The 23915-nt window shown below is 56.1% G+C and carries 22 protein-coding genes; 8 read left to right on the forward strand and 14 right to left on the reverse strand.

The features are described from left to right. The first annotated feature begins 13 nt into the window (after window positions 1-13). Window positions 14-676 carry an exodeoxyribonuclease X gene (gene exoX, locus AK59_RS0106280; RefSeq protein ID WP_020690817.1) on the forward strand — a complete coding sequence of 221 codons (663 nt, stop codon included), beginning with the start codon at window positions 14-16 and terminating at the stop codon, window positions 674-676. On the opposite strand, the gene ptrB is transcribed toward exoX, so the two are convergent. Together ptrB and AK59_RS0106290 are read right to left on the reverse strand one after the other, a co-directional pair. Beyond that, entirely contained in the window at window positions 673-2733 is a 2061-nt protein-coding gene (gene ptrB, locus AK59_RS0106285; protein ID WP_020690816.1) for an oligopeptidase B, read from the reverse strand. The genes exoX and ptrB overlap by 4 nt on opposite strands. 85 nt (window positions 2734-2818) lie before the next feature. Beyond that, window positions 2819-3466 (reverse strand): tellurite resistance TerB family protein, encoded by a 648-nt coding sequence (locus AK59_RS0106290; RefSeq protein ID WP_020690815.1) that lies wholly within the window; start codon window positions 3464-3466, stop codon window positions 2819-2821. A gap of 170 nt (window positions 3467-3636) precedes the next feature. Here AK59_RS0106290 and purT point away from each other — a divergent pair, with 170 nt between their 5' ends. Beyond that, a complete protein-coding gene (purT, locus tag AK59_RS0106295; protein WP_029882309.1) occupies window positions 3637-4815 on the forward strand; it encodes a formate-dependent phosphoribosylglycinamide formyltransferase in 1179 nt (392 codons plus the stop codon). A gap of 42 nt (window positions 4816-4857) precedes the next feature. Here the strand turns inward: purT and kdgA are convergent, their stop codons facing one another. The 3 genes from kdgA to zwf form a co-directional block, all read right to left on the reverse strand. After that, on the reverse strand, window positions 4858-5499 hold the full coding sequence (gene kdgA, locus AK59_RS0106300; RefSeq protein WP_029882310.1) for a bifunctional 4-hydroxy-2-oxoglutarate aldolase/2-dehydro-3-deoxy-phosphogluconate aldolase: 642 nt from the start codon (window positions 5497-5499) through the stop codon (window positions 4858-4860). A gap of 39 nt (window positions 5500-5538) precedes the next feature. Further along, entirely contained in the window at window positions 5539-7350 is a 1812-nt protein-coding gene (gene edd / locus AK59_RS0106305; RefSeq protein WP_029882311.1) for a phosphogluconate dehydratase, read from the reverse strand. A 234-nt stretch (window positions 7351-7584) separates the two neighbouring features. Next, window positions 7585-9060, reverse strand: coding sequence for a glucose-6-phosphate dehydrogenase (gene zwf / locus AK59_RS0106310; protein WP_014832396.1), 1476 nt, complete (start codon window positions 9058-9060; stop codon window positions 7585-7587). Between the two features lie 357 nt (window positions 9061-9417). Here zwf and AK59_RS0106315 point away from each other — a divergent pair, with 357 nt between their 5' ends. Together AK59_RS0106315 and pyk are read left to right on the forward strand one after the other, a co-directional pair. Further along, the gene (locus AK59_RS0106315) at window positions 9418-10287 is read left to right on the forward strand and encodes a MurR/RpiR family transcriptional regulator (protein ID WP_029882312.1); all 870 of its coding nucleotides are present in this window, start codon (window positions 9418-9420) and stop codon (window positions 10285-10287) included. Between the two features lie 140 nt (window positions 10288-10427). Continuing rightward, complete coding sequence (gene pyk / locus AK59_RS0106320; RefSeq protein ID WP_013096092.1) at window positions 10428-11870, forward strand: pyruvate kinase; 1443 nt, start codon at window positions 10428-10430, stop codon at window positions 11868-11870. A 51-nt stretch (window positions 11871-11921) separates the two neighbouring features. On the opposite strand, the gene lpxM is transcribed toward pyk, so the two are convergent. The 3 genes from lpxM to znuA form a co-directional block, all read right to left on the reverse strand. Beyond that, on the reverse strand, window positions 11922-12893 hold the full coding sequence (lpxM, locus tag AK59_RS0106325; protein ID WP_023620452.1) for a lauroyl-Kdo(2)-lipid IV(A) myristoyltransferase: 972 nt from the start codon (window positions 12891-12893) through the stop codon (window positions 11922-11924). A 119-nt stretch (window positions 12894-13012) separates the two neighbouring features. Beyond that, complete coding sequence (mepM, locus tag AK59_RS0106330) at window positions 13013-14332, reverse strand: murein DD-endopeptidase MepM (protein WP_013096090.1); 1320 nt, start codon at window positions 14330-14332, stop codon at window positions 13013-13015. Window positions 14333-14347: 15 nt separating this feature from the next. Further along, window positions 14348-15292: a zinc ABC transporter substrate-binding protein ZnuA gene (gene znuA, locus AK59_RS0106335; RefSeq protein ID WP_013096089.1), complete on the reverse strand. Its 945-nt coding sequence runs from the start codon at window positions 15290-15292 to the stop codon at window positions 14348-14350. Window positions 15293-15369: 77 nt separating this feature from the next. On the opposite strand from znuA, the gene znuC reads away from it, so the two are divergent. Both znuC and znuB read left to right on the forward strand, forming a co-directional pair. Further along, window positions 15370-16125, forward strand: a complete 756-nt coding sequence (gene znuC / locus AK59_RS0106340; RefSeq protein WP_014832401.1) for a zinc ABC transporter ATP-binding protein ZnuC — start codon at window positions 15370-15372, stop codon at window positions 16123-16125. Continuing rightward, window positions 16122-16907 carry a zinc ABC transporter permease subunit ZnuB gene (gene znuB / locus AK59_RS0106345; protein WP_013096087.1) on the forward strand — a complete coding sequence of 262 codons (786 nt, stop codon included), beginning with the start codon at window positions 16122-16124 and terminating at the stop codon, window positions 16905-16907. The genes znuC and znuB overlap by 4 nt, the downstream gene beginning before the upstream one ends. 60 nt (window positions 16908-16967) lie before the next feature. Here the strand turns inward: znuB and ruvB are convergent, their stop codons facing one another. The 6 genes from ruvB to aspS form a co-directional block, all read right to left on the reverse strand. Further along, window positions 16968-17978 (reverse strand): Holliday junction branch migration DNA helicase RuvB, encoded by a 1011-nt coding sequence (gene ruvB, locus AK59_RS0106350; RefSeq protein ID WP_013096086.1) that lies wholly within the window; start codon window positions 17976-17978, stop codon window positions 16968-16970. A gap of 8 nt (window positions 17979-17986) precedes the next feature. Next, window positions 17987-18601 carry a Holliday junction branch migration protein RuvA gene (gene ruvA / locus AK59_RS0106355; RefSeq protein ID WP_020687649.1) on the reverse strand — a complete coding sequence of 205 codons (615 nt, stop codon included), beginning with the start codon at window positions 18599-18601 and terminating at the stop codon, window positions 17987-17989. 81 nt (window positions 18602-18682) lie between these two features. After that, window positions 18683-19204, reverse strand: a complete 522-nt coding sequence (gene ruvC, locus AK59_RS0106360; protein ID WP_013096083.1) for a crossover junction endodeoxyribonuclease RuvC — start codon at window positions 19202-19204, stop codon at window positions 18683-18685. 34 nt (window positions 19205-19238) lie between these two features. After that, a complete protein-coding gene (locus tag AK59_RS0106365; protein WP_013096082.1) occupies window positions 19239-19979 on the reverse strand; it encodes a YebC/PmpR family DNA-binding transcriptional regulator in 741 nt (246 codons plus the stop codon). Window positions 19980-20006: 27 nt separating this feature from the next. Beyond that, window positions 20007-20450, reverse strand: a complete 444-nt coding sequence (nudB, locus tag AK59_RS0106370; RefSeq protein WP_023620451.1) for a dihydroneopterin triphosphate diphosphatase — start codon at window positions 20448-20450, stop codon at window positions 20007-20009. Window position 20451: 1 nt separating this feature from the next. Then, complete coding sequence (gene aspS, locus AK59_RS0106375; RefSeq protein WP_029882313.1) at window positions 20452-22224, reverse strand: aspartate--tRNA ligase; 1773 nt, start codon at window positions 22222-22224, stop codon at window positions 20452-20454. Window positions 22225-22488: 264 nt separating this feature from the next. Between aspS and AK59_RS0106380 the strand changes: the two genes are divergently transcribed. Both AK59_RS0106380 and AK59_RS0106385 read left to right on the forward strand, forming a co-directional pair. Next, entirely contained in the window at window positions 22489-23055 is a 567-nt protein-coding gene (locus AK59_RS0106380; RefSeq protein WP_029882314.1) for a hydrolase, read from the forward strand. After that, window positions 23052-23870 (forward strand): DUF72 domain-containing protein, encoded by an 819-nt coding sequence (locus AK59_RS0106385; protein ID WP_013096078.1) that lies wholly within the window; start codon window positions 23052-23054, stop codon window positions 23868-23870. Before AK59_RS0106380 ends, AK59_RS0106385 begins: the two co-directional genes overlap by 4 nt. Window positions 23871-23915: the final 45 nt, after the last annotated feature.

A 23915-nucleotide genomic window follows, 5' to 3' on the forward strand; every position in this document is an offset into this window, starting at 1 on the left:
TCAGGAGCATTCAATGCTGCGCGTCATCGATACCGAAACTTGCGATCTTCAGGGCGGAATAGTGGAAGTGGCGTCTGTTGACGTCATTGACGGTAAAATCGTCAATCCCATGAGCCATCTGGTGCGTCCCGACCGCCCGATTAGCCCGCAGGCGATGGCCATTCATCGCATTACAGAATCGATGGTGGCGGATAAACCCTGGATTGAAGAGGTCATTCCGCACTATTACGGTAGCCCGTGGTATGTCGCGCACAACGCCAGCTTTGACCGCCGGGTACTGCCCGAGATGCCCGGCGAATGGATTTGCACCATGAAGCTGGCGCGTCGTCTGTGGCCGGGGATCAAATACAGCAATATGGCGCTGTATAAATCGCGTAAGCTCAGCGTCAGAACGCCCGAGGGGCTGCATCATCACCGCGCCCTGTACGACTGCTATATTACCGCGGCGCTACTCATAGATATTATGAATACCTCTGGCTGGACGCCGGATGATATGGCAACGATCACCGGGCGACCGGCGCTTATGACCACCTTCACCTTTGGCAAATACCGCGGCAAAGCGGTGTCCGATATCGCCGATAAAGATCCGGGCTACCTGCGCTGGCTGTATAACAACCTCGACAAAATGAGCCCGGAGCTTCGCTTAACGCTCAAGCACTATCTGGGTGAAGCTTAACTTCCGGCACGGCCTGGCAGCGTTTCCTGCGCCAGGCCAATCAAAAAGGCATACTCCAGCGCGACCCCTTCATACGATTTGAATCGTCCCGATTTCCCGCCGTGTCCGGAGTCCATGTCGGTACAGAGTAGCAGCAGGTTATTATCGGTTTTCAGCTCCCGCAGCTTCGCCACCCACTTTGCGGGCTCCCAGTATTGCACCTGTGAATCGTGCAGACCGGTGGTCACCAGCATGTGCGGATAGGCTTTGGCTTCCACGTTATCGTACGGGCTGTACTCTTTCATGTAGCGGTAATAGATCTCGTCCTGAGGATTCCCCCATTCTTCAAACTCACCGGTCGTCAGCGGAATAGACTCATCCAGCATTGTGGTCACCACGTCGACAAACGGAACCTGCGCGATGACCCCTTTGAAGCGGTCAGGACGCTGGTTAATGGCCGCTCCCATCAGCAGCCCTCCCGCACTGCCGCCCATGCCAAAGCAGAGCTGCGGATCGCCATAGCCCTGCTCTATTAGCGCATCGCAGACGTCGAGGTAGTCGTTAAAGGTGTTTTTCTTCTTCAGGAATTTCCCGTCTTCGTACCAGTGCTGGCCCAGCTCGCCGCCACCGCGCACATGAGCGATGGCGAAAACAAAGCCACGATCGAGCAGGCTTAATCTGCTGCTGCTGAAATCAGCATCCATGCTTGAGCCGTAGGATCCATACCCGTAGACCAGGATCGGGTTTTTCCCTTTCTGGAAATGCGCCTTGTGATAGACGAGCGAGACGGGCACCTCAACGCCATCCCGGGCGGTGACCCACAGGTGTTCGCTTCGGTAGTTATCGGAATCAAACCCTTTCACCTCAGACTGCTTAAGCACCTGACGTTGTCCGGTCTCCATGTCCAGCTCAAACAGCGTATCCGGCGTGGTCATTGACGAGTAGCCATAGCGCAAGCGGGACGATTCCGGCTCGGGATTAAACCCAATCCACGTAACATAGGCCGGATCGTCAAACGCAATCCCGATGACCTCCCGCGTTTTGCGGTTAATTTGCCGCAGGCTGGTCAGCCCCCGCTGGCGCTCTTCCACCACCAGCCAGTCGGTAAAGAGGGTAAATCCTTCGAGCATCACCTGTTCCCGCGCAGGAATGAGCACTTCCCATTTCCGTTCATCGCGTACTTTGGTTTTATAGAGGCCAAAGTTTTTGCCCTCGCGGTTAGAGCGCAGGTAAAAGCTGTGCTGGAAGTGATCCAGGCTGTACTCATGATCTTTACGACGCGGCAGGAAGCAGAGCGGCTGCGCATCAGGCAGCTCGGCATCCAGGAGCAGAACTTCAGAGGTGGTTGCGCTGGCGAGGAAGATAATCACATAGTGGCGTGACGACGTTTTATGCAGACTGACATAGAACGTTTCATCTTTCTCTTCGTAGACCAGCTCGTCATCATCCGCACTGGTGCCAACGGTATGACGCCATACCTGATAAGGCAGCAGCGTGGAGGCATGTTTCTTCACGTAATAGACGGTTTCAGAATCATTCGCCCAGACAAAATCCGGCGAAACGTTCGCAATCATCTCCGGGTACCAGTTACCGGTTTCCAGATTGCGAAAACGCAGGCCGTACTGACGCCGGGAGAGGTAATCTTCCGCCAGCGCCATAATGGCGTTATCGGGCGAGACCGACATGCCGCCCAGCGTATAAAACTCGCTGTGGGCAGCACGCTGGTTGGCATCCAGCAAAATATCCCATTCATCCCACTCGGCGCTTAACACCGACTGACGCTGGTAGATGGGATATTCGTTACCGGGCTCGTAGATATGGCGATAACGATAGCCGTTTTTGGTCCAGGGTGCGGAGACATCGCGCTGGGGAATACGCTGCACCATTTCATTCAGCAACTGATCCTGAAGCGCCTGCTGGCTGGCCATGACCTTGCGGCCATAGTCATTTTCCGCGTGCAAATAGTCGAGCACCTCTGGCCGGGAACGCGAATCGTCCCGGAGCCAGTAATAATTGTCAATGCGCGTATCGCCATGCGTGGTGATCGCATAAGGAGTACGTCGGGCTTTTGGTGGCATGTCATGTTTCTTTTGAGTTTTACACCCTATAAGGTTGGCAAAACACGCGCATGATGCAAGCGAAACATGACCGCGACGGTGACAGTTAACCCGCTAACGCCTGTTTTTGCTCCCTGATATCCTTCTCAATGCCGTCGCGCACGTCCTGAGGGATCTTCAACGCGTCGCCGAGGGCATTGAGGTAGCTGCGCTCCATAAAGTGGTCAATATCAATGGCGGCACAGCTTAAGAAATAGAGTTCAAGCGCCTCCTCCTCATTCTTTACGCTTTGCGCAAGGCGCTGCGGATCCAGCGGCTGTTCGATGGCCTGAGCCACCAGCGTTCTGCCCTGCTCTTCCACACCGGCCTCCCGCAGCTGCTGCTCAATCGCCGACCGTTCTTTATCGTCGATATGCCCGTCACTTTTCGCGGCAAAAACCAGCGCAAGGATCAGCCGTTCAGTGCGCAGATCCAACGGTGACGTGTGTTGACCATAATCGGGTTCATCGCTATGTGCGGTTCGCACTCTGTCCTTGTATTTGTTCCACAGAACCGTGCCCGCAATGGCTCCGCCACCGGCCAGTAACGCGCCGGTGCCATATTTTGCCAGCAACTTGCGCGAGGATTTATTCGCCACCAGCAGGCCTGCCAGCCCGCCGAGCGCCCCGGGGACCAGTTTGCTCAGCCCCTGCTCGCCGGATGGCGACGTTTTCTGCCCTAACAGTGATTGCAATTGATTTAACCAGCCAGACATGGTTTCCCTCACTTAACGGTGTACATGTTCCACAGCGTAAGCGAGCAGGCGTCAGGAAATGTCTGGCGGGGCTAAAGAAGCGCAAATTTCTTCCCCGCGCACGGGCCCCGATCAAGACACACGCAAACGTTTTCGTTTATACTGCGCGCAACTTTTTCAGGGGGATTGTTATGACTCGTTTAGGAACCGCGCTGCGACCTGCGGCGACGCGTGTAATGCTGTTGGGATCGGGTGAACTGGGCAAAGAGGTCGCCATTGAGTGTCAGCGTTTAGGCGTGGAAGTCATTGCCGTAGACCGGTACGCCGATGCACCCGCCATGCACGTTGCCCACCGTTCTTATGTGATTAACATGCTGGATGGCGATGCCCTGCGCGAGCTGATTACGCGTGAGAAACCGGATTTTGTCGTACCGGAAATCGAAGCCATCGCCACCGATACGCTGCTTGCCCTTGAACAGGAAGGCCAGCGCGTGGTGCCCTGTGCAAAGGCCGCGAAGCTGACCATGAATCGCGAAGGCATTCGTCGCCTGGCGGCGGAAGAGCTGGGATTACCCACCTCTGGCTATCGTTTTGCCGGCGATAAAGCTGCTTTCCTGCAGGCCGTTGAGGAGATTGGCTATCCGTGCATCATTAAGCCGGTGATGAGCTCCTCCGGTAAAGGGCAGAGCTTTATTCGCGACAGCAGCACGCTGGACAAGGCGTGGGATTATGCCCAACAGGGCGGTCGCGCCGGAGCCGGTCGCGTGATTGTTGAAGGCGTGGTGAAGTTTGATTTCGAAATTACCCTCCTGACCGTCAGTGCCGTTGATGGCGTCCATTTCTGCGATCCGATTGGGCATCGTCAGGAGGATGGCGATTACCGTGAATCCTGGCAGCCGCAGCAGATGAGTGCCCTGGCGCTGGCGCGCGCGCAGGAGATCGCCCGTAAAACGGTGCTGGCGCTGGGCGGTTACGGCCTGTTCGGCGTGGAACTGTTTGTCTGCGGTGATGAGGTGATTTTCAGCGAAGTGTCCCCTCGCCCGCACGATACCGGGATGGTGACCCTGATTTCCCAGGATCTCTCCGAGTTCGCCCTGCACGTGCGCGCGTTCCTCGGCCTGCCGGTTGGTGGTATTCGCCAGTATGGTCCGGCCGCCTCGGCGGTGATCCTCCCGCAACTGACCAGCCAGAACGTCACCTTTGACAACATTGAAGGCGCGGTTGGGGCAGGTCTGCAGGTTCGCCTGTTCGGGAAACCGGAGATCGACGGTACGCGTCGACTGGGCGTGGCATTAGCCACTGGCGATAGCGTGGATGATGCCGTGGCAAGGGCGAAAGCTGCCGCTGCCGCGGTTAGCGTTAACGGATAAAAAAAACGGGCCTGATGGCCCGTTTTTCATGATGCGAGGTGCTTACTGCTTCGCGCCTTCAACCGCTTCGCGAGCCAGTCTGGTGATGCGATCCCAGTCGCCTGCTTCCAGGGCATCCGCCGGTACCAGCCAGGAGCCGCCGATGCACAGCACGCTCTTCAGCGCCAGGTAATCACGGTAGTTGGCCGGAGAGATGCCGCCCGTCGGGCAGAAACGCACCTGAGAGAAGGGACCCGCAATCGCCTGCAGCGCTTTGGTGCCGCCGTTGGCTTCTGCCGGGAAGAATTTGAACTCTTTCAGACCGTAGTCCATGCCCAGCATCAGTTCAGAAACGGTGCTGATCCCGGGGATCAGCGGGATGGTGCCCTCGGTTGCCGCTTTTAACAGCGGCTCGGTCAGACCCGGGCTGATGGCAAACTGCGCGCCCGCTTCGGTCACTTCAGCCAGCTGTTTTGCGTTCGTAACGGTACCCGCACCAATGATGGCATCCGGCACTTCTTTAGCGATTGCGCGAATCGCGTCCATCGCGCAGGCGGTACGCAGGGTCACTTCCAGAACGCGAACGCCACCCGCAACCAGCGCTTTCGCCATCGGTACCGCGTGCTCCAGTTTGTTCACCACGATAACCGGCACAACGGGGCCAGTGGTCAGGATTGCTTCTGCACTTGTTTTCCAGTTTTTCATCAGAGTTTTCTCTCGCCAGATCGATAAAATCAAGTCGTCTTAAAACGTAATACAGGTTGCGCCCTGCTCCGCCCCGGAGAGTTTCTCACGCAGCGCGCCAAACATTTCGCGTCCGGTTCCCACGCGCGATGCGCTCAGGTCTGGAATATGCGGCTGACGGGCCGCCAGCTCGGCTTCGTCCACCAGCAGGGTTAACTCACCTGTCTGGCCATTGACGCGGATGATGTCGCCGTCACGCACCTTAGCCAGCAAACCACCATCATACGCTTCAGGCGTTACGTGAATGGCTGAAGGCACTTTACCTGAGGCACCCGAGAGGCGTCCATCGGTGACCAGTGCAATTTTGAAACGGCGGTCCAATAATACACCAAGTGGTGGCATAAGTTTATGTAATTCTGGCATCCCGTTCGCTTTGGGTCCCTGATGACGCACCACCACCACGCAATCCTTGTCGAGAAGGCCCGCATCAAAGGCAGGTAAAACATCATGCTGGCTCTCAAAGACCACTGCCGGGGCTTCAATCACCTGGTTCTCTTCCGGCACGGCAGAGGTTTTCATCACCGCGCGTCCCAGGTTGCCGCTCAGCACTTTCGTGCCGCCGTGGCGTGAGAACGGCTGTTCGAAGGTAGCAATGACCTGCGGATCAAGAGAGGCGCTCGCCCCATCACGCCAGTCCAGCTCACCGTTGTTCAGCCACGGCTCAAGGGTATAGCGATGCAGACCATAACCCGCCACCGTGTTCACGTCTTCGTGCAGCAGACCGCCCTTGAGCAGCTCACGCATCAACACCGGTACGCCACCGGCGGCCTGGAAGTGGTTAATGTCTGCCGGACCGTTCGGATACAGGCGCGCCATCAGCGGCACCACGGAAGAGATGTCGGAGAAATCATCCCAGTTGATCAGGATGCCAGCCGCACGTGCCATTGCCACAAGGTGCATGGTGTGGTTGGTTGAGCCCCCCGTTGCCAGCAGGGCCACGATGCCGTTGACGATCACTTTCTCGTCGACCATTTTACCCAGCGGCATCCACTCGTTGCCGTTCCCGGTCAGACGCGTCACCTGACGGGCGGCGGCTTCGGTCAGAGCCTTGCGCAGCGGCGCATCGGGTTGAATGAAGGAGGAGCCCGGAAGCTGCATCCCCATAAATTCCACCACCATCTGGTTGGTGTTGGCCGTACCGTAGAAGGTACAGGTACCCGGCGCATGGTAAGAGGCGGCTTCCGCTTCCAGCAGCGCCTGGCGGTCTGCTTTACCTTCGGCATACAGCTGGCGGATACGCACTTTTTCTTTGTTTGGCAAACCGCTGGCCATCGGACCTGACGGCACAAAAATGGCCGGAAGATGACCAAACGACAGCGCCGCCATGGCGAGCCCCGGGACAATCTTGTCGCACACACCGAGGTACAGCGCGCCATCAAACATATTGTGAGACAGACCGACCGCTGCAGACATGGCAATGACTTCGCGGCTCAGCAGCGACAGCTCCATCCCGTCCTGTCCCTGGGTCACACCGTCACACATGGCCGGCACGCCCCCCGCCACCTGGCCCACCGCATTCACGCTGTGCAGCGCTTTACGGATGATGTCCGGGTACACTTCGTACGGCTGATGCGCGGAGAGCATGTCGTTATAGGAGGTAATGATGGCGATATTGTTACGCAGCATGCTCTTTAATGAGGCTTTGTCTTCAGGCTGACAGGCGGCGAAACCGTGCGCCAGATTACCGCAGGCCAGCTGCGAGCGATGTACGGTATTGGTCTTAGCCTGTTCAATGCGGGCGAGGTAGGCCGAACGGGTCTCTTTCGAGCGCTCGATAATGCGTTGTGTTACGCGTAACAATGTCGGATTCATAAAAGCTCCTCTAATTTATCTGTCCGGGCTCGGGAGTTTACAAAGTCGCTGGCAGTTGTTAACAACGCTGAAACGCTTGCTGTCCGGAGCTCAGGGGCAAAATCGCTTCCGGCAGTGTAATAAAAAAAGCCCCGCGGGTGAATCCACGCGGAGCTTAAAAGTATAAAAATTGTGCCACTAGCTGTGTTAGATCATGTTACCGGTAAAATAACACCTTCGGGCTAGAGGATTATCTTACTCAAACTCGTTCCAGGAGCGGCCATCACGGGTGATCATCGCCACGGAGGCGACAGGTCCCCAGGTGCCCGCCTGATACGGTTTTGGCGGATCCTGATCGGCAGCCCAGGCTTCGGTGATGGAGTCGACCCATTTCCACGCCTCTTCCACTTCGTCGCGACGCACAAACAGCGCCTGGATACCGCGCATGGTTTCCAGCAGCAGGCGCTCGTAAGCATCCGCCAGGTGCGTTTGATTGAAGGTCTCGGAGTAGCTCAGATCCAGTTTGGTGGTCTGCAGGTTATGTTTGTGATCCAGCCCCGGCACTTTGTTCAGGATCTGGATATCCACACCTTCATCCGGCTGCAGACGGATAGTCAGTTTGTTCTGCGGCAGCTCCTGCCACGACTCTTTGAACAGGTTCAGCTCAGGGTTTTTGAAGTAAACAACAACTTCAGAGCATTTGGCTGGCAGACGTTTACCGGTACGCAGGTAGAACGGCACCCCCGCCCAACGCCAGTCATCGATATCCACGCGGATCGCCACGAACGTCTCAGTGTTGCTGGACTTGTTCGCGCCCTCTTCTTCCAGATAACCAGGGACTTTTTTGCCCTGCGCAAAGCCGGATGTGTACTGACCACGCACCGTCTTCTCGCGCACGTTAGAACGGTCGATGCGACGCAGTGACTTCAGCACTTTCACCTTCGCGTCGCGGATGCTGTCAGCGGTCAGGTCTGATGGCGGAGACATGGCAATCATGCAGAGTACCTGCAGCAGGTGGTTCTGGATCATGTCACGCATCTGACCGGCCTGGTCAAAGTAACCCCAGCGGCCTTCGATACCCACCTCTTCGGCCACGGTGATTTCCACGTGGTCGATGGTACGGTTGTCCCAGTTGTTCACAAACAGGGAGTTGGCAAAACGCAGCGCCAGCAGGTTCAGTACCGTCTCTTTGCCCAGATAGTGGTCGATGCGGTAGACCTGGCACTCTTCGAAGTATTCGCCCACCTGGTCGTTGATTTCGCGGGAGGTAGACAGTGAGGTACCCAGCGGTTTTTCCATTACCACACGCGCAGGTTTGGCGTTCAGATTCGCTTCGCCCAGACCTTTACAGATGGCACCGAAGGTGCTTGGTGGCATGGCGAAATAGTTGATGGTGACCCGGTTTTTCTGATCCAGCATCTCACCCAGACGGGTAAACGCGCTCACGTCGTTCACATCCAGATTGCAGAAATCGAGACGTCCGCTCAGGGTATCCCACAAACTTTCATCAATTTTCTCTTTCATGAAAGTTTCGAGCGCTTCACGCACGACTTTGGTGTATGCGTCCTTGTCCCAGTCGGCGCGCCCTACACCCAGGATACGGGTATCCGGATGAAGTTGGCCCGCTTTCTCCAGTTGATACAGGGAAGGCAGCAATTTTCGGCGTGCAAGATCGCCTTTCGCGCCGAAAATGACCAGGTCACATGCCTGGGCTGTTTGCGTTACCGCCATGTCATTCTCCTCAGTTGGATCACCTGGTGCTTCTGCCAGGTATCGTTGTAATTTTATTACAATGCACTGTACTGCTTTTACGTCATTCCCGAAACCATTAGCGCTTAACGTCGCGTGCGATACGGCGATTTTTCACCCCTTAAGAGGATTACGCTGGCCTGATGACGCAACAAGCGTCGATTCTTTGCGCAACACGGTCACAGTAAAACCCGACACCGATCAAGTAATGAAAAAAAACAACAACATTATCTTGTCGACTGTTACCCTTTATGGAAGCCACGAGGGTAATATCGGCTAAATCGAATCTCAATTTCATCTATGGATGAAATCGTTTACACCCATGAGCGTCCTGTTAACATGAACATGCTGGAAAAAATCCAGTTTCAACTGGAACACCTTAGCAAATCCGAGCGAAAAGTGGCTGAAGTTATTCTCGCCTCGCCTGCTCAGGCGATTCATTCAAGCATCGCCGCTCTGGCACAGGATGCAGGCGTCAGCGAGCCGACGGTGAATCGGTTCTGCCGGAGCCTGGAAACGCGTGGCTTTCCTGATTTTAAACTGCATCTGGCACAAAGTCTGGCAAATGGTACGCCCTATGTTAATCGCAATGTGGATGAAGACGACAGCGTAGATGCATACACGGCGAAAATATTTGAATCGGCCATGGCCACGCTTGACCACGTGCGTCAGTCGCTGGATATGAGTTCCGTTAACCGGGCGGTCGATTTACTGACCCAGGCCAAGCGAATTGCATTCTTCGGACTCGGTTCGTCGGCGGCCGTGGCGCATGACGCCATGAATAAATTCTTCCGCTTTAACGTCCCGGTCATTTATTCCGATGACATCGTGTTGCAACGCATGAGCTGTATGAATTGTAGCGAGGATGACGTGGTGGTCCTGATTTCCCATACCGGGCGCACTAAAAGTCAGGTTGAGCTGGCGCAGCTGGCGCGTGAAAACGATGCCATGGTTATCGCCCTCACGACGGCAGGCACGCCGCTGGCAAGAGAAGCCACGCTCGCCATCACTCTGGACGTTCCGGAAGATACGGATATCTATATGCCAATGGTCTCCCGTCTGGCGCAGCTGACGGTGATTGACGTCCTGGCAACCGGTTTTACCTTACGCCGCGGCGCTAAATTCAGAGATAACTTGAAGCGTGTCAAGGAAGCGCTCAAGGAATCGCGTTTTGATAAAGAATTGCTTATAAAGAGCGATGTTCCTTGATAGTAGATAACTAAGACGTAACGAAAAATTACGATGTAACGATTTACGGCATTCGGTCCCCTCGCGGTTGCTTTGCAGCAGATGAAGGCCGATTCAATCTTCACGCAACACCAAAGTTGTTTCAGTCAACGGAGTATTACATGTCCAGAAGGCTTCGCAGAACCAAGATCGTCACCACCTTAGGCCCGGCCACCGATCGCGATAATAACCTCGAAAAGATTATCGCCGCGGGTGCCAACGTGGTGCGTATGAACTTCTCTCACGGTACGCCAGAAGACCATAAATTACGTGCCGACAAAGTGCGTGAGATCGCGGCTAAACTGGGCCGCCATGTTGCTATCCTCGGTGACCTGCAGGGTCCAAAAATTCGTGTCTCGACCTTCAAAGAAGGCAAAGTTTTCCTCAATATCGGCGATAAATTCCTGCTTGATGCCAACCTGGGTAAAGGTGAAGGCGATAAAGAGAAAGTGGGTATCGACTATAAAGGTCTGCCGGCTGACGTTGTGCCTGGCGATATCCTGCTGCTCGACGACGGTCGTGTTCAGCTGAAAGTGCTGGAAGTTCAGGGGATGAAGGTGTTCACCGAAGTCACCGTCGGCGGCCCACTCTCTAACAACAAAGGCATTAACAAGCTCGGCGGTGGCCTGTCTGCCGAAGCGCTGACCGATAAAGACAAAGCGGATATCGTTACCGCGGCGCTGATCGGCGTGGACTATCTGGCCGTCTCCTTCCCGCGCTGCGGCGAAGACCTGAACTATGCCCGTCGTCTGGCGCGTGATGCCGGCTGCGACGCGAAAATTGTGGCAAAAGTTGAACGTGCGGAAGCCGTTTGCGATCAGGATGCCATGGACGACGTGATTCTGGCGTCTGACGTGGTGATGGTTGCCCGTGGCGATCTGGGTGTGGAAATTGGCGACCCTGAACTGGTCGGCATCCAGAAAGCGCTGATCCGTCGCGCGCGTCAGTTGAACCGCGCGGTGATCACCGCAACCCAGATGATGGAATCCATGATCACCAACCCAATGCCGACCCGTGCAGAGGTGATGGACGTGGCTAACGCCGTGCTGGACGGTACCGATGCGGTCATGCTTTCCGCTGAAACCGCAGCCGGTCAGTACCCGGCAGAGACCGTTGCCGCGATGGCGCGCGTCTGTCTGGGCGCGGAGAAGATCCCAAGCATTAACGTCTCTAAACACCGTCTGGACGTGCAGTTCGACAACGTGGAAGAAGCGATTGCGATGTCCGCCATGTATGCGGCTAACCATCTGAAGGGCGTCACGGCGATCATCACCATGACCGAATCAGGCCGTACCGCGCTAATGACGTCCCGTATCAGCTCCGGTCTGCCGATCTTCGCGATGTCCCGCCACGAGCGCACGCTGAACCTGACGGCGCTGTACCGCGGCGTAACCCCGGTTTACTTCGACAGCACCAATGACGGTGTGGCAGCGGCGCACGATGCCGTTAATCTGCTGCGCGACAAAGGCTACCTGGTATCCGGTGATATTGTCATCGTGACCCAGGGTGATGTCATGAGCACCATCGGCTCAACCAACACCACCCGCGTATTAACCGTCGAATAATAAACAGATGTTTCCCTCTCCCCCACGGGGAGAGGGTCAGCGTGAGGGGTTTTATTTCTTTGGGTAAAGTTCTTTGCGCTGATACGGCTCTTTCTCGCCAGGCTTACGCGTTTTGAGCAGCTTCAGGATCCACGTGTATTGCTCAAGATGCGGCCCCACCAGCACCTCCACCTCTTCGTTCATGCGACGCGCGATGGTGTTATCGTCCGCGGTCAGTAAGTCGTCCATCGGCGGGCGAACCTCAATGCTCAGACGGTGCGTGTTGCCATCGTAGACCGGGAACAGCGGAATAACCCGGGCGCGGCAGACTTTCATCAGACGGCCAATCGCCGGAAGCGTCGCCTTGTAGGTGGCAAAGAAATCGACAAACTCGCTGTGCTCAGGGCCGTGATCCTGATCCGGCAGATAGTATCCCCAGTACCCCTGTCGCACGGACTGAATAAACGGCTTGATACCATCGTTACGGGCGTGCAGGCGTCCACCAAAACGACGACGCACGGTGTTCCAGACGAAATCAAAGACTTTATTACCCTGGTTATGGAACATGGCCGCCATCTTCTGGCCCTGAGATGCCATCAGCATGGCCGGGATATCCACTCCCCAGCCGTGCGGAACGAGAAAAATCACTTTTTCATCGTTGCGGCGCATCTCGTCAATGATCTCCAGCCCTTTCCAGTCAACACGCTTAAGGATCTTTTCTGGCCCTTTTAGCGCCAGCTCTGCCATCATCGCCATGGCCTGTGGCGCGGTGGTATACATGTCATCAATAATCGCTTCGCGCTCGGCATCGCTCTTTTCCGGGAAGCAGTAGTAGAGATTGATTTGCGCGCGACGGCGGGCACTTTTGCCCATTCGTCCTGCAAGACGGCCAATTTTCCCCAGAACGGGATCGCGCACAGAGGCAGGTAACATGGCAATGCCAGCAAACGCGTAAACGCCAAGCCAGGCGCCCCAGTTACGCGGGTGGCGAAAGGATTTTTCAAACTCAGGAATGAACTCAATATTGTTTTTTTTGGTTTCCATGCTGGTTCCAGGGTCTGGTGACGCAAAATATAATGACGATAGTGTAGCGAGGCAGCGCCCCACGCACAAAAGAAAAAGCCGGCGCTTACTGACGCCGGCTTTAGACAAAACGGAAGGGTTTAGTCGAAACGCAGTTGCGGCACAACCTCTTTCACCTGCGCCAGGTAATCTTTACGATCTTTACCCGTCAGCCCTTCGGTGCGCGGCAGTTTCGCCGTCAGCGGGTTTACCGCCTGCTGGTTGATCCACACTTCATAATGCAGGTGTGGCCCCGTAGAACGTCCGGTATTGCCTGAGAGGGCGATACGGTCGCCACGTTTCACTTTCTGGCCTGGTTTCACCAGCAGCTTACGCAGGTGCATATAGCGGGTGGTATAAGTTCGACCATGACGGACCGCAACATAGTACCCGGCCGCCCCGCTGCGTTTGGCGACAACCACTTCACCATCTCCCACCGCCAGCACCGGTGTGCCCTGCGGCATGGCGAAGTCCACACCACGGTGCGGCGCCACGCGCCCGGTGACCGGGTTCAGACGACGCGGGTTGAAGTTGGATGAGATGCGGAACTGTTTCGCCGTTGGGAAGCGCAGGAAGCCTTTCGCAAGCCCGGTACCGCTGCGGTCATAGAATTTGCCGTCTTCAGCGCGAATGGCGTAGTAATCTTTGCCATCAGAGCGCAAACGTACACCCACCAGTTGGCTCTGCTCACGCTTGCCGTCCAGCATTTCGCGGGACATCAGTACGGAGAACTCATCACCTTTTTTCAGCTTACGGAAATCCATCTGCCACTGCATGGCTTTGATAACCGAGCTGATTTCAGCGCTGGTCAGGCCCGCATCGCGCGCGCTGGAGACAAAGCTTGCGCCTACGGTCCCTTTCATCACGCTGTTAACCCAGTCACCCTTCTGCAACTCGCTGGTCATCTTGAAACCGTTTGCAGTGCGGTCGTAGGTGCGCGTTTCGCGACGGGACATTTCCCAGGTCAGGCGCTGCAGATCGCCCTCTGGCGTTAACGTCCACGAGAGTTGCTGGCCAATTTTCAGGTTACGCAGGTCTTTATCTGCGGCAGCCAGCTGGCTGATATTCCCCATGTCAATGCCGTACTGGTTCAGTACGCTGCTCAGCGTATCGCCAGTGGAGACCACATATTCATGGATCCCGGCTTCATTCTCGGTTTTATCGTCCAGCTCATCCTGCGGAATGGCTTCATCTTCCTGAGCCGCCTGGTCGATAGGCTCACTGGCCTCCGGCAGCAGAGAACGGATTTCGTTCTTCTCAAGCTCGATGGTTTTGATGATAGGGGCAGAACTCGGGTGGTAAACATAGGGCCGCCAGACGGCGACCGCTAAGGTGAGAACTGTAAGCGACCCCAGCATAACGCGATGGGGTCGGGGCAGATTGTTAAATGCCAGGGCGACAGAGCGGGCTATCTGTTGCACGTATTCACTTCCTCGTTAATCTCCTTTCAGGCAGCTCGCATACTGGTTCGCCAGTTGAGTGAGGAACTGCGAATAGCTCGCTTTACTCAACTGGATGTTCGTTCCTAGCGGGTCAAGGGTTCCCATGCGCACGGATGTTCCCCTGGCCACGGCTTCTACGACCGCTGGCCTGAACTGTGGCTCAGCAAAAACGCAGGACGCTTTTTGCTCAACCAACTGTGTTCTGATCTCATGTAAACGCTGCGCACCAGGCTGAATTTCAGGGTTGACGGTAAAATGCCCACGCGGGGTCAGGCCGTAGTGTTTTTCGTAATAGCCATAGGCGTCATGAAAAACGAAATACCCTTTTCCTTTCAGCGGTGCCAGCTCGTTACCCACCTGCTTATCGGTTGCGGCTAATTGTGCCTCAAAATCTTTCAGGTTGGCGTCTAGTTTGGCTCGACTTTGCGGCATAAGTTCCACTAATTTGTCATGGATTGCAACCGCCGAAAGCCGCGCTATCTCTGGGGAGAGCCAAAGATGCATATTGTACTCGCCGTGATGGTGATCCCCGTCACCTTTTTCATCATGAGCATGATGACCTTCGTGTTCGTCACCGTCGTCATCACTCCCCTTCATGAGCAACGGTTTCACGCCAGAAAGTTCGGCAATGGTGACCTTTTTCGTGTCCGCGATCTGGTTCGCAGACTTCTGCATGAAGGCTTCCATCTCCGGCCCAATCCAGACAACTAAGTCCGCGTTTTGTAAGCGTTTTACATCAGATGGACGCAGGGAATAATCATGCTCAGAGGCCCCATCGGGCAGCAGAACCTGGGTTTCCGTCACCCCATCTGCAATGGCCGATGCAATGAATCCCAGCGGTTTGAGCGAAGCGACAACGGCAGCGTTAACATCTTGTGCTGTTGTGCCCCAAAGGGCAGCGGATAATGCTGCGAAAAGAAGCGTATTTTTATGTAACATAATGCGACTAATCATCGTAATGAATGCGTGGAATGTGATATTATAACATTCGTTGACTTCTGCAAGCTTAAATTGACATGACAACTTTGGTTTCTCTTGAAAATGTTTCGGTCTCGTTCGGTCAGCGCCGCGTCCTTTCTGACGTCTCGCTGGATCTGAAGCCCGGTAAAATTCTGACGCTGCTCGGTCCGAACGGCGCGGGTAAATCCACCCTTGTGCGCGTGGTGCTGGGTCTGGTAGCCCCTGATGAAGGTGTCATCAAGCGTGAAGAAAAATTGCGTATCGGCTACGTGCCGCAAAAATTACATCTTGATGCCACGCTGCCGCTGACCGTCAGCCGCTTCCTGCGCCTGCGCCCTGGTACGCGTAAAGCCGATATCCTTCCGGCGCTGAAACGTGTCCAGGCGGGGCACCTGGTGGACGCGCCACTGCAAAAACTGTCCGGCGGGGAAACCCAGCGCGTGTTACTTGCCCGGGCGCTGCTCAGCAGCCCCCAGCTGCTGGTACTGGATGAGCCAACGCAGGGTGTGGACGTCAATGGTCAGGTCGCGCTTTACGATTTAATTGACCAGCTGCGCCACGAACTGAACTGCGCGGTGCTGATGGTCTCCCACGACCTGCATCTGGTGATGGCGAAAACCGACGAAGTGCTCTGTCTGAACCATCATATCTGCTGTTCCGGCACGCCTGAAGTGGTGTCAATGCACCCCGAATTTATCTCTATGTTTGGCCCTCGCGGGGCTGAACAACTGGGTATTTATCGCCATCATCATAACCACCGCCATGATTTACAGGGACGAATTGTCCTGCGCCGGGGAAATGGACACTCATGATTGAACTGTTACTGCCCGGCTGGCTGGCCGGGATTATGCTCGCCTGCGCCGCGGGTCCGCTTGGCTCGTTTGTGGTCTGGCGCAGAATGTCCTATTTCGGCGATACCCTGGCCCATGCTTCACTGCTGGGCGTGGCCTTTGGTTTACTGCTGGACGTCAACCCGTTCTATGCGGTGATTGTCGTTACGCTGCTCCTCGCCGCCGGTCTGGTCTGGCTGGAAAAACGCCCTCACCTCGCCATTGATACCCTGCTCGGCATTATGGCGCACAGCGCGCTGTCGCTGGGCCTGGTGGTAGTGAGCCTGATGTCCAATATCCGCGTTGACCTGATGGCCTACCTGTTTGGCGATCTGCTCGCCGTGACGCCTGAAGATCTCATTGCTATTGCCATTGGCGTGGTGGTGGTGCTGGGTATTCTGCTGTGGCAGTGGCGTAATTTGCTGGCGATGACCGTCAGCCCGGATCTGGCGTTTGTAGACGGCGTGAAATTGCAGCGGGTGAAGCTGCTGCTAATGCTGGTGACGGCGTTAACCATCGGCGTGGCGATGAAGTTCGTCGGTGCGCTGATTATTACGTCGCTGCTGATTATTCCTGCGGCCACCGCGCGTCGTTTTGCCCGTACGCCGGAGCAGATGGCAGGCGTGGCGGTGATTATCGGGATGATTGCGGTCACGGGCGGGTTAACCTTCTCGGCGTTCTATGACACGCCTGCGGGGCCGTCAGTGGTGCTGTGTGCGGCGGTGCTGTTTATTTTCAGTATGATGAAGAAGACCGCTAGTTGATATCGAGGGCGCTGATGCCCTCACCCTAACCCCTCTCCCTGTGGGAGAGGGAATTAAGCATTACGGCATTGCCGGTGGCGTGATACCAAAATGATTCCACGCCCGCACCGTGGCCATACGTCCACGCGGGGTACGTTGCAGGAAGCCCTGCTGGATCAGATACGGTTCGAGTACATCTTCAATTGTCTCGCGCTCTTCCCCGATTGCCGCCGCCAGGTTATCCAGCCCGACCGGCCCGCCAAAGAATTTGTCCAGCACCGCCAGCAGCAGCTTGCGGTCCATGTAGTCAAAACCCTCAGCATCGACATTCAGCATATCCAGCGCCTGAGCAGCAATTTCGGCAGAAATAGAACCATCGTGCTTCACTTCTGCAAAGTCACGGACGCGGCGCAACAGGCGGTTAGCGATACGCGGTGTTCCGCGCGAACGCTTCGCCACTTCAAATGCCCCCTCTTCGCTCATATCCAGCCCCATATAGCGGGCACTGCGGCCCACGATATGCTGGAGGTCGGCGACCTGATAGAACTCGAGGCGCTGCACAATACCAAAGCGGTCGCGCAGTGGAGAGGTTAACGACCCGGCGCGGGTGGTGGCGCCAATCAGGGTAAACGGCGGCAGATCGATTTTGATCGAACGCGCGGCAGGGCCTTCGCCGATCATGATATCCAGCTGGTAGTCTTCCATTGCCGGATAGAGAACCTCTTCCACCACCGGCGACAGGCGGTGGATCTCATCGATAAACAGCACGTCGTGCGGTTCAAGATTGGTCAGCATCGCCGCCAGATCGCCTGCTTTTTCCAGCACCGGGCCAGACGTGGTACGCAGGTTCACGCCCATTTCATTAGCAACGATATTCGCCAGGGTGGTTTTCCCCAAACCCGGAGGACCGAATATCAGCAGGTGATCGAGCGCATCGCCGCGCAGCTTTGCCGCCTGGATGAAGATCTCCATCTGGGAACGCACCTGCGGCTGGCCAATATACTCATCAAGCAACTTCGGACGGATCGCACGATCCACCACGTCGTCTGCCTGAATAGTGCCTGCCGATACCAGGCGATCTGCTTCAATCATCCTTTACCTCACAATGCAGCGCGCAGCGCTTCACGAATCAGAGTTTCACTGCTGGCATCCGGTTTGGCAATTTTGCTCACCATTCGGCTGGCCTCCTGAGGTTTATAGCCCAGCGCCACCAGCGCGGCAACCGCTTCCTGCTCGGCATCATCATCCGACACAGGCGCACCCGGCGAAGTCAGCACCAGATCGGCAGCAGGGGTAAAGAGATCGCCATGCAGACCTTTAAAGCGGTCTTTCATCTCAACAATCAGGCGCTCTGCCGTTTTCTTACCAATGCCCGGAAGCTTAATCAGCGCGGCAGGATCTTCGCGCTCAACGGCATTCACGAATTGCTGGGCGGACATACCGGAGAGAATGGCCAGCGCCAGCTTCGGCCCGACGCCGTTGGTTTTAATCAGCTCGCGGAACAGGGTGCGTTCCTGTTTGTTGTTGAAGCCATAGAGCAGTTGAGCATCTTCACGCACCACAAACTGGGTAAAGACAATCGCCTCTTTGCCCGCGTCCGGCAGCTCGTAGAAGCAGGTCATTGGCATATGGACTTCATAGCCCACGCCGCCCACTTCCAGCAGCACTAACGGGGGTTGTTTTTCAATGATGATGCCTCTGAGTCTGCCTATCACGTGACGCTCCTGCGTTCTGGAAAATTATTGATTTGCGACATAATAAAAAAAGGCTGGATAAACATCCAGCCTGATTTCTCATTATCGTAACCTGCCTCGCGCCAGATTGAGCCGCGACTCGCTCATTTGCATCGCGTTCTGGCTGACATGACAGTGGGTGATCGCAATTGCCAGCGCATCGGCGGCATCGGCCTGCGGGTTCGCGGGGAGCTTCAACAGGGTACGCACCATGTGCTGCACCTGGCTTTTCTCCGCGCTACCAATCCCGACCACCGTCTGCTTGACCTGTCTTGCCGCGTATTCAAATACCGGAAGATCCTGGTTCACGGCAGCAACAATTGCCACGCCCCGCGCCTGACCGAGCTTTAACGCCGAATCGGCGTTTTTCGCCATGAAGACCTGCTCGATGGCGAAATAGTCAGGCTGAAACTGGGTGATAATCTCCGTCACGCCCGCATAAATGAGCTTCAGTCGCGACGGCAGATCTTCAACTTTGGTGCGAATACAGCCACTGCCAAGGTAGGTTAACTGGCGTCCAACCTGACGGATAACGCCGTAACCGGTGACGCGTGAGCCGGGGTCAATCCCAAGGATAATCGACATCACGCGTCTCCCGTAAACGGTTTAAACGCTCTCATCAGAGAGTCGCTGCAACCTCATCAGAGATCTCACCGTTGTGATACACTTCCTGCACGTCGTCGCAGTCTTCAAGCATGTCGATCAGACGCAGCAGTTTTGGTGCCGTTTCAGCATCCATATCCGCTTTGGTGGACGGGATCATGGAGACTTCAGCGTTGTCGGCTTTCAGGCCCGCCGCTTCCAGCGCATCACGTACTGCGCCCATCTCTTCCCACGCGGTGTAGACATCGATAGCGCCATCGTCGAAGGTCACTACGTCTTCCGCACCCGCTTCCAGCGCCGCTTCCATGATGACATCTTCGTCGCCTTTCTCGAAGGAGATGACGCCTTTTTTGCTGAACAGGTACGCTACAGAACCGTCAGTCCCCAGGTTCCCCCCGGTTTTGGTGAACGCATGGCGCACTTCTGCAACGGTACGGTTACGGTTGTCGGACAGACATTCAACCATTACCGCGGTGCCGCCAGGACCGTAACCTTCATAAATGATGGTTTCCATGTTCGTGTCTTCATCACCGCCCACGCCACGAGCGATAGCACGGTTCAAGGTGTCACGCGTCATGTTGTTGGACAGCGCTTTATCTACTGCCGCACGCAGACGTGGGTTAGACGCCGGATCGCCGCCGCCCAGACGCGCCGCTGTCACCAGCTCGCGAATGATTTTGGTAAAGATCTTACCGCGCTTGGCATCCTGTGCCGCTTTGCGGTGTTTGGTGTTGGCCCACTTACTATGACCTGCCATAAAAAGTTCTCCAAAAATCGCGCCTTTTCAGGCTGCGTTAATTACAAATTCTTCAATCGCCTGCCGGTTGCTCCACGACTTGGTCAGTGCGGCGGCATCCGCCGCATCCACCCAGCGGTAGGTCAGATGTTCAGTGAACACGATCTCCCGTTCGTGAGGGAGCGCGAGACAGAACCACGATTCCGTGTTGCGCTCGATACCCGGTGCATAGCGATGACGTAAATGGCTAAAAATTTCGAACTCCACCGTGCGCTGACAGTCCTTCAGGGTCAGTTGCTCGCAAGCAACGTCAATGGTGACCTCTTCCTTTACTTCACGCGCGGCGGCCTGCGGCGCGGTTTCGCCCTCTTCCAGACTGCCGGTAACCGACTGCCAGAATTCAGGGTCATCGCGCCGCTGCAACATCAGCACCCGCTTCGTGTCCTGAGCGTAAATTACAACTAAGACAGAAACGGGACGCTTATATGCCATATCAGTTTTTCTCTTCCTTTTTCACCACGTCGATACCCAGCTCAGCCAGTGCGGCCGGGTTAGCGAAGCTTGGCGCTTCGGTCATCAGACACGCCGCTGCGGTGGTTTTCGGGAAGGCAATAACGTCACGGATGTTGTCGGTGCCGGTCAGCAGCATAGTCAGACGGTCGAGACCGAATGCCAGGCCTGCGTGAGGCGGCGTACCGTACTTCAGCGCATCCAGCAGGAAGCCGAACTTCTCGCGCTGTTCCTGTTCGTTGATGCCCAGAATGCCGAACACCGTCTGCTGCATCTCACCGCTGTGAATACGCACGGAGCCGCCGCCCACTTCATAGCCGTTGATAACCATATCGTAGGCGTTCGCGACTGCCTCTTCCGGTGCCGCTTTCAGCTCTGCCGCCGTCATGTCTTTTGGCGAGGTGAACGGGTGGTGCATGGCAGTCAGGCCGCCTTCACCGTCGTCTTCAAACATCGGGAAGTCGATAACCCACAACGGCGCCCATTTGCTCTCGTCAGTGAGGTTCAGATCTTTGCCCAGTTTCAGACGCAGCGCGCCCATTGCATCGGCAACAATTTTCTTGTTGTCAGCGCCGAAGAAGATCATGTCGCCATCCTGTGCGCCGGTGCGCTCAAGGATCGCTTCTACAATCTCCGCATTCAGGAACTTCGCCACCGGGCTGGTGATACCTTCCAGACCTTTCGCACGCTCGGTTACTTTAATATAGGCCAGACCTTTCGCGCCGTAGATCTTGATGAAGTTGCCGTAGTCGTCAATCTGCTTACGGCTAAGCGCTGCACCGCCCGGTACACGCAGGGCTGCTACGCGGCCTTTCGGATCGTTAGCCGGGCCGGCAAACACCGCAAACTCAACGGATTTCACCAGGTCAGCAACGTCCACCAGCTCCATAGGGTTACGCAGGTCTGGTTTGTCGGAGCCGTAACGACGCTCGGCTTCGGCGAAGGTCATAATGGGGAAGTCGCCCAGCTCCACGCCCTTCACGTCATTCCACAGGCTGCGCACCAGCGCTTCCATCACTTCACGCACCTGCTCAGCGGTCATGAAGGAGGTTTCCACATCGATCTGGGTAAATTCTGGCTGACGGTCAGCGCGCAGGTCTTCGTCACGGAAGCATTTTACGACCTGATAGTAGCGATCGAAGCCGGACATCATCAGCAGCTGTTTAAACAGCTGTGGAGACTGCGGCAGCGCGTAGAATTTGCCTTTATGAACGCGGGATGGCACCAGGTAATCGCGCGCGCCTTCCGGCGTGGCTTTGGTCAGCATCGGGGTTTCGATATCGAGGAAACCATGGTCATCCATAAAGCGACGCACCAGGCTGGTGATTTTCGCACGGGTTTTCAGGCGCTGTGCCATCTCCGGGCGACGCAGATCCAGGTAGCGGTATTTCAGACGCGCTTCTTCAGTGTTGACGTGGTTGGAGTCCAGCGGCAGCGCTTCAGCACGGTTGATGATCGTCAGATCGGAGGCCAGCACTTCAATTGCACCGGTCGCCATATCTGCGTTGACGTTTTTCTCGTCACGCGCACGTACGGTGCCGGTGACCTGAATGCAGAACTCATTACGCAGCTCAGAAGCCAGCTTCAATGCGTCCGCGCGATCCGGATCGAAGAACACCTGAACGATACCTTCGCGGTCGCGCATATCGATGAAGATAAGGCTACCAAGATCACGACGACGGTTGACCCAACCACACAGGGTCACCTGCTGTCCGACGTGGGACTGACGCAGCTGCCCGCAATATTCTGTACGCATGAGATATCCCTTAATTAGCCGCAGGCTAAATGTCGCCTGGTATGCAGGCTACTATGTCGCAGCTTTCTGTATGTCACAACTGGATGAAAAAAGGCGGCTATTATACTGGAAATTCCGCCGGACGATAAGAGCGAAGCACGGCCAGACGCACGTTTGCTGCGCTCTTATTGCGCATTCTCACAAAAATTAACAAAATTATCCGACCGATAACAGGCCATAACGTCGTAAGGTGTAACGGAAGCGATTCATTTAACTGGAGTTACCATGCTGACACTTGATGCCCGCAAAACCGCCCTGGTGGTGATTGATCTACAGGAAGGGATCCTTCCCTTTGCCGGTGGCCCGCACACCGCTGATGATGTCGTCAGCCGTGCCGCCCGTCTGGCGGAAAAATGCCGCGCCAGCGGCGCACCGGTTGTCATGGTGCGCGTTGGCTGGTCGGCCGATTTTGCCGAAGCGTTAAAACAGCCGGTTGACGCCCAGGCGCCCGCGCACGCCCTGCCGGAAAACTGGTGGACGTATCCGGTCTCGCTCGGCAAACGCGACAGCGATATCGAAGTGACCAAACGCCAGTGGGGCGCCTTCTATGGCACCGACCTTGAGCTGCAGCTGCGCCGCCGCGGTATCGACACCATTATCCTGTGCGGGATCTCCACCAACATTGGCGTGGAATCCACCGCCCGTAACGCCTGGGAGTTGGGCTTTAACCTGGTGATTGCCGAAGACGCATGTAGCGCGGCTTCTGCGGAACAACACCAGGGCAGCATGACCCATATTTTCCCGCGCATCGGTCGCGTGCGCAGCACGGATGAGATTTTAAGCGCGTTATGATGTATGTGGGCCTGCCCCAGTGGTCGCACCCGAAATGGGTGCGCCTTGGCATAACCAGCCTTGAAGAGTACGCCCGGCACTTTAACTGCGTGGAGGGCAACACCACGCTGTATGCCCTTCCCCGGGCAGAGATTGTCGAGCGCTGGCGGGATCAAACCACGGATGATTTCCGCTTCTGCTTTAAATTTCCGGCAACCATCTCCCATAACGCCGCCCTGCGTAACTGCGGTGATTTAACCGAAGAGTTTTTTGGCCGAATGTCGCCACTGGCAAACCGTATCGGCCAGTACTGGCTGCAGCTTCCCGCCACCTTTGGTCCGCGCGATCTGCCCGCGCTCTGGCCATTCCTTGATGGCCTGCCCCGGGACTTTACCTACGGCGTTGAAGTGAGACATCCTGAATTTTTTGCCAAAGGCGAGGTGGAAAAAGCACTCAACCGGGGATTGCATGAGCGCTCAGTCAACCGCGTCATCCTTGACAGTCGTCCTGTTCACAGCGCAATTGCGCATAACGAAGCCATTATTGATGCCCAGCGCAAGAAGCCCAAAGTCCCGGTCCACGCTATCGTAACCGCGCACAATCCGATGGTCCGGTTTATCGGCAGCGACAATATGCAGCAAAATCAGGAGATGTTCGCCGTCTGGCTGCACACGTTAGCGAAATGGGAACAGACCACCACGCCGTATCTCTTTTTACATACGCCGGATATCGCCCAGGCCCCCGAACTGGTCGATACGCTCTGGCAGGCCCTGCAAACCGCGGTTCCGTCGCTCGGCAGCGCGCCGTCCATCCCACAACAATCTTCTCTTTTCTGAGATCACGCCATATCATAGAGACGCCATCTGCCAAAACACAGGGAG

Origin of the sequence: Enterobacter sp. T1-1, from assembly GCF_000710795.1 — a bacterium.
Classification (GTDB): Bacteria; Pseudomonadota; Gammaproteobacteria; order Enterobacterales; family Enterobacteriaceae; genus Enterobacter; species Enterobacter cloacae.